This is a genomic window from Acidisphaera sp. S103, from assembly GCF_009765975.1.
In the GTDB taxonomy this organism is placed as follows: Bacteria; Pseudomonadota; Alphaproteobacteria; order Acetobacterales; family Acetobacteraceae; genus Rhodopila.
This window is the reverse complement of the sequence record NZ_LMUJ01000092.1, coordinates 147112-153376: the sequence shown is the minus strand read 5'-3', so window position 1 is coordinate 153376 and position 6265 is coordinate 147112. Positions and strand designations below refer to the sequence as shown.

Sequence of the window (6265 nt, the reverse complement as noted above, 5' to 3'; positions counted from 1 at the left end):
CCCCCCGCCAATCCGCCGACTGCGTTGCTGCTGGCTTGTGCCACTAAGCGCAGCATGCGCTGGATGCTCCAAGCCGCTGGCGTGACCGCGACAGGCCCGCGCGGCGAATTGCAGGTGCGAGGCCTGTTGGCCGTCTGGCTTTGGGCTATACGCGCCTGGGAACGCGACACTTCGGACGACCTGTCTGGGACCATGGCCGCGATCGATGCCGCCTTAGGACGCGCCGAACGGGTCGCCAATTGGCTGCACGGTCAACGCCGTCCGCCGCCCGCGGCCGTTGCCGAGGCGGAAGCTTCCCCCGACCCGCCCGGGCCCGAGGACGTCCCCACGCCCGCCACCGACGCACCGCAAGACGAACCGTGACGCTGCTCCAGACACGCCTTGATGCCGCCATGGACCTTGTCGAACGGGCGGGCGAATTGGCCATGGAGATGCGCCCCCCACCCGGTTCGGCGCGCGCGGTGCTGAAAGGCCCGCAAGACTGGGTGACCGAGGCGGACGGCGCGATCGAACGGTTCCTGTCGGAGGAACTCGCCGTCGCCTTTCCGGCGGACGGTTTCCAGGGCGAGGAAGGCGGCATTTCGCGGGGCGGGACGCTGCGCTGGGTGGTCGATCCGATCGATGGCACCGCGAACTATGCCCGTGGCGGCGCTCGGTTTTGCGTCTCCCTGGCCTGTATGGAGGGCGACACGCCGCTGATCGGCATCATCGCCGCCCCGGCGCTGCGGGAGACGGTCTGGGCTTGGCGCGGCGGCGGCGCCTGGCTGAACGGCGACGCGATCCACGCGGCCGAGACGCGCGATGTCGGGCAGGCGATCATGGAACTCGGCTGGTCCCGGCGCCGTTCGAACGTGGACTATCTGGCGCTGTGCCAGCGTGTCCTGTCGGACGGCGCCAGTCTGCGCCACGGCGGTTCCGGCGCGCTGGGTCTGGTCGATGTCGCGGCCGGCCGCCAGGACGGGTTCGCCGAACTGCACATCCATCTATGGGACGTAGCCGCCGCGCTGGTGATCCTGCGGGAGGCCGGCGCCAAGGTTAGCGACTTCCTGGCCGAGGGCGGCGCGACAGATGGCAATGGAATTATCGCCTGCGCGCCAGGTTTGGCGGGTGCGTGGTCTGATCTGCCGGGGCTGCCTGTGCCGGTGTGACGGTCATACGCGAGAATACTGTTTCCGGTACGCAGCCGGCGTCACGCCCACGTGACGTGTGAAGGCGCGGCGCAGTGTGTCGGCGTTGGCAAATCCGCATAACGCCGCGACTTGCTTCGGGGCGTCGTGCCCGTCCTCCAGCAGGCGGCGGGCGGTAGAGACCCTGGCGGATTCTACCCAGGCGGCGGGGGTGCCACCGATTTCATGGCGGAACAGGCGGGCGAAGTGACGGGGACTGAGGCCGGCGCGGGCAGCGAGGGCGGAGATGCTGTGATCGGATGATGGGCTGGCAGCGATGAAGCGTTGGATTTCCTGAAGAATGGATCGCCCGGCCGGCTGGGATTCGCCCTTGCGGCTGAACTGCAACTGGCCGCCGGGGCGCTTGAAGAACATCACGAGTTGTCCCGCCACCCGCATCGCGAGGTCCCTGCCAAGGTCTTCCTCGACCAGCGCCAACGCGAGGTCGAGGCCGGCGGTGACGCCGGCAGCGGTGCGGGCCTTCCCGTCGCGGACGTGGATCGCGTCGGCGTCCACTGTGACCGCGGGAAACGCCTCGGCGAGCCGGTCGGCCACGGCCCAGTGGGTGGTGACGCGCTTGCCGTCGAGTAGGCCCGCTCGGGCGAGGAAGAAGGCGCCGCTGCACACCGAACCGTAGCGGCGGGTTTGGGGAGCGACCTGCCGCAGCCAGTTGGTTACGGCGGCATTGAGGGTTGCGTCCGGGGCGTGCGGGCAGCCGGCGACCAGCAGTGTGTGAACGGGTTCGGTGATGGGGTCGGCGATGGTGCGATCCGGCATGAGGCGCGTGCCGGAGGAGCTGACGATCGTGCCGGGCGTCTCGGCGAACACCAGCAGGCGATAGGATTCTCGTTTGGTTTGGGTGTTGGCCTCGGCGAAGACGTCCAGCGGACCGGCGACGTCCAGAAGCTGGACTCCGGGCAGCGCGAGGATGGCGATCGTGCGTGTGGTCGGGTTGGTCCTCGTCATGGCCTTTCCAGACGGATAATGGCAGGATGTGGCGTAATACGTTGTTTGAGGCCAGAATGGCTTGCTGGGTAGGATAGCGCAAGATCAACCGGCAGGAGAAAGTGCGATGTCGTTCAGTGTGGATGGAATCAGTGTTCCCGATAGTCGATTCGTGCGGGATATCACCGAACTGGTGCGGGATACTGAGTCTCCGTTGTTATTTCATCATTCTAGCCGGGTTTATTACTGGGGTGCGCTTGCCGGCAAGCAGCGCGGGCTGCGTTTCGATGCCGAACTGCTGTATGCCGGAGCAATGTTTCACGACATGGGGCTGACGAATCAGTATCGCAGCACAGGTGAACGTTTCGAGGTCGACGGCGCCAACGCCGCCCGGGATTTCCTTCGTCAGCACGGTATCGTCCAGCAGGATATCGATACGGTGTGGACGGCGATCGCACTGCACACGACCCCCGGTATTCCGCGGCATATGCACCCGGTCGTCGCCCTGGTTACCGCGGGTGTCGAAATGGATGTGCTCGGGTTGACCTATGCGGACTATGATGACGCGGTGCGGCAGGCAGTGGTGCGGGCGCATCCTCGCGATGGTCGGTTCAAGGAAGAGATCATCCAGGCGTTCTATGAGGGTATCAAGCACAAGCCGGAGACGACGTTCGGCAATGTGAAGGCGGATGTGCTGGCGGATAAGGATCCGGCGTTCCAACGGGGTAATTTTTGTAGTGTGATTCGTGGGTCGGCTTGGGGTGGGTAGGGTGTATTTGGGCTGAGGGAGGAGGGGGCAGTAATCCGGGCGTGGTGGCTTACGCCAAGACGCCAAGATGACCGGACCTTCTCCAGGACATGATCTGTCTGCCCGGAAGGTCGCACTGCCGGCACACGGAACTCAACTGTCCACCCATCTGATCCGTCACTGCCGGGCTGCCAAAACATTTGAATACCAATATAATAAAACATTACACAAACCGTCCGATCAGCAGTTCACATCCTGGCGTTGAATGGGATCATGGACACAGAACTTTATAGTAACCAATAAATGCGGGTATTTCCATGCGAAAACAGGAAGCCCACCGTCTGCAACCGCGAACGGTTCCGGCTCGGAACCAATCAGCGGCCAATAAGGAGACTGCGCGGAGTGTCTCGGGCGCCTTATGCCGCGCGGCGGGCCGGGGACATTCCATCGATATACCGTGTGGCCGCGGCCAGATGTACCACCACTTCGAACGGCCCGACGCAACCGGCGAAGGTCTGAGGCGACGTCGGCCGACGACGATGAGGCGATCCACCGAATGGTATACCCGTCCGTCGCCCCGCCATGCGTGACGTTGCTCGTCCAACCCGCGGGGGGTCGTGATGGAACCGGGATTAGTGTCCAGAAAATCCTTCCCGGGCACCCAGGCGAACGTGCGAGCGAGGCCGCGACAGTGATTTTCTGTATAGGGACTGCCGACGTAAGATGTCTATTCCAACTTATCTCTGAAACCCATCAATTTTGCGAAACAATTGCAATTGGCCGGGACGGTGGTGGCGGTCATTGGCGGCGGCCCATAGTGGTGGGGCTTGACGATTGTAAATCCAAGCGATCCGGACGATCGCCACCTCGCGCGGCGGACCGGCAGGCACTATGTCTGGCGTCCCATCCGCCGGAGACCGCCATGCCCGCCCATGATTACGTGACCGTCAATGTGTTCACCGACCAACGCTTCGCCGGCAATCCGCTCGCCGTCATCCCCGATGCCACCGGTCTGACCGACGCGCAGATGCAGTCCATCGCGGCCGAGTTCAACCTGTCGGAAACTACGTTCGTGCTGCCTCCGGATGATCCTCGCCACCATGCCCGCGTACGCATCTTCACGCGCACGACGGAGATGCCATTTGCCGGGCATCCCAATGTCGGCACCGCCTATGTCCTGGCCACGATGGATCCCCGGCCACCAGAGCATTACACGTTCGAGGAGGCGGCCGGTCTGGTCCGCGTGCATATCCTGCGCGATGCCGCCGGCGCGGTGTCCGGCGCCCGTGTCGCCGCGCCGCGGTCGTTGAGCATCGATATCGGCATTCCAACTGAAATCATCGCGGCGTGCGCCGGGTTGGCGGAAAGCGAGATCGCCACGCAGTCCCATACGCCGTTGATCGCCTCGGTCGGGGCGGCGTTCGTGATTGCCGAGGTTGCCTCGGTAGAGGCATTGTCGCGCGCCGCGCCGGATATCGGGGCATTTCGGGCGGCGGCGGGCCGGTTTCCGGAATTGGTGCATCGGTGCAGCCTGTATCTGTATGCCTGGACCGATACGGGTGAGCGGCGCCTGCGTGCCCGGATGTTCTCTCCGCTTGGCGGCACGTGGGAGGATCCAGCCACCGGCAGTGCGGCGGCGGCACTGGCCGGGTTGCTGACATCACTGGCGCCTGGCGACTCGGTGGATCTGCAATATGCGATTGAGCAGGGCGTCGAAATGGGGCGGCCGAGCCTGATTATCGCTTCAGGGCTGAAGGCGGCGGAGGGGCCGGTTTCCGCTAGCATCGCCGGGACGTGCGTGCCGGCAATGCGGGGGACACTGCAGGTCTAGTGGGGGCTATGGCGAACGCCGGTGGCCTTTGCACCGCCGGCGAACCGCCATCAGCCCGGCGAGGCCAGCACCCAGCACAGTCAGCGTGCCCGGTTCCGGCACTTTCGTCACCGAGACGTCGGTCAGCAGCGCGATCGGCGGCTCACCGGAGGGAGACCCCTGCGACAGGAAGCTGAGTAGTTCCTGTGTGGAGGTCGCAGTAAAGGTGTATGCCTGGGTGAACCAGCCGGTGAAGCTGTTGCTCGGGTTGGTAACCGTCGGTGTGGTGGCGAAAATCTGGCCGCCGAGGCTGACCTGCAGATCCTCCGTCGTCTGGCCCGTCTTGCTTTGCAGTTGGCTGGCCGCCCAAACGAAGGACAGTGTGTATTTGGTGCCCACCGTCAGACCGTTGATCATCTGGCTGAGGCCGCCGCCGCCGCCCACGGACGGATCACCGTCCAGCGCGACGAAATTGTCGCCGTTGGGGCTGGAGCCGGTGAAGGTCGCGGTGCCGTCCAGCTTCTCACTGCCGGTGTTGTAGCCAGAATCGTATTGCGTGTTCGCGCTGTCAGTCGTCGCGGTGCCGGAGAAGAAATACAGGTCGTAACCGCCGTTTCCGGTCCAGCCGGTCACGCCCTGCATGGTGGTCTGGGTCCAGGCGGTGCCGAACTGGTTGTTGAAGACGTACGAGGTCTGATTGAAATTGCCATTCTGGACGAGATTCTGCGCCAGCGCTCCGCTGGTGGCGGCGGCGCTTAGAGTGATAAGAGAAGACAGAAAAAGAGATGATCTCACAAAATAGTCCCAATGCGACCGAATTTCGGCCCTAAAGTAGTATAATTTCGCATTCGGAGCAAGTGTTTATACGGAATAGTCTAAAAATGGGCCCGAACCTCATTTATATAACGTCGCGTTGGTATGGCAAATCGGTCTCCTGCGATTGACCCGCCCAAGCCCAATCACGTCTTGACGGCGGGATCAACGAATCGCTTGGCTGACTGTCGTCAGCCTTTGTTGTCATGGCGGGTAGAAACTCCGCCATCCGGGGCTAACGGTGCGGGGCACGAGACAAGGCATGGATGATGGCCCTTCGCTCCCCATAACGGGATCGGGCCGCCCCTTATTCCACGGTGACCGACTTCGCCAGGTTCCGCGGCTGGTCGACGTCGGTGCCCTTCAGCACCGCGACCTGGTAGGCCAGCATCTGCACCGGAATTGCGTACAGGATGGGGGCCACGAACGGATCGACCGCGGGCAGGATCACCGTTTCCGCGGCGATGCCTTTCAGTTTCGCCGCGCCCGCCGCGTCGCTGAACACGACCACCTGGCCGCCGCGCGCCGCTGCTTCCTGCAAGTTGGACGCGGTCTTCTCGAACAGCGGGCCGGACGGCGCGATGGCGATCACTGGGACCGCGGGATCGATCAGCGCGATCGGTCCGTGCTTCATTTCGCCTGCCGCGTAGCCCTCGGCGTGGATATAGCTGATTTCCTTTAGTTTCAGCGCGCCTTCCAGCGCGATAGGGTAGCAGTTGCCGCGCCCCAGGAACAGTACGTCGCGTGCCTTGGAGACACGGTGCGCGACCGCGTGCAAGGCCG

General features: G+C 63.9%; 6 protein-coding genes and 1 pseudogene. 4 read left to right on the top strand and 3 right to left on the bottom strand.

What is annotated here, in order from left to right; translation table 11 throughout:
• Together GSQ89_RS30405 and GSQ89_RS30400 are read left to right on the top strand one after the other, a co-directional pair.
• Window positions 1-363 (top strand): annotated as a pseudogene (locus tag GSQ89_RS30405) (TetR family transcriptional regulator); the annotation flags it as partial.
• Window positions 360-1148 carry an inositol monophosphatase family protein gene (locus GSQ89_RS30400; RefSeq protein WP_256367359.1) on the top strand — a complete coding sequence of 263 codons (789 nt, stop codon included), beginning with the start codon at window positions 360-362 and terminating at the stop codon, window positions 1146-1148. The pseudogene GSQ89_RS30405 and the gene GSQ89_RS30400, both read left to right, overlap by 4 nt.
• Before the next feature lie 3 nt (window positions 1149-1151).
• On the opposite strand, the gene GSQ89_RS30395 is transcribed toward GSQ89_RS30400, so the two are convergent.
• Window positions 1152-2132 (bottom strand): GlxA family transcriptional regulator, encoded by a 981-nt coding sequence (locus GSQ89_RS30395; RefSeq protein WP_158931852.1) that lies wholly within the window; start codon window positions 2130-2132, stop codon window positions 1152-1154.
• 106 nt (window positions 2133-2238) lie between these two features.
• Between GSQ89_RS30395 and GSQ89_RS30390 the strand changes: the two genes are divergently transcribed.
• Window positions 2239-2880 (top strand): HD domain-containing protein, encoded by a 642-nt coding sequence (locus GSQ89_RS30390; RefSeq protein WP_158931851.1) that lies wholly within the window; start codon window positions 2239-2241, stop codon window positions 2878-2880.
• A 901-nt stretch (window positions 2881-3781) separates the two neighbouring features.
• Window positions 3782-4690, top strand: a complete 909-nt coding sequence (locus tag GSQ89_RS30385) for a PhzF family phenazine biosynthesis protein (RefSeq protein WP_158931850.1) — start codon at window positions 3782-3784, stop codon at window positions 4688-4690.
• A gap of 6 nt (window positions 4691-4696) precedes the next feature.
• Here the strand turns inward: GSQ89_RS30385 and GSQ89_RS30380 are convergent, their stop codons facing one another.
• On the bottom strand, window positions 4697-5464 hold the full coding sequence (locus tag GSQ89_RS30380) for a DUF642 domain-containing protein (RefSeq protein ID WP_158931849.1): 768 nt from the start codon (window positions 5462-5464) through the stop codon (window positions 4697-4699).
• A 325-nt stretch (window positions 5465-5789) separates the two neighbouring features.
• Window positions 5790-6265: SIS domain-containing protein (locus GSQ89_RS30375; RefSeq protein ID WP_158931848.1), on the bottom strand; the 476-nt coding region annotated here is incomplete at its 5' end.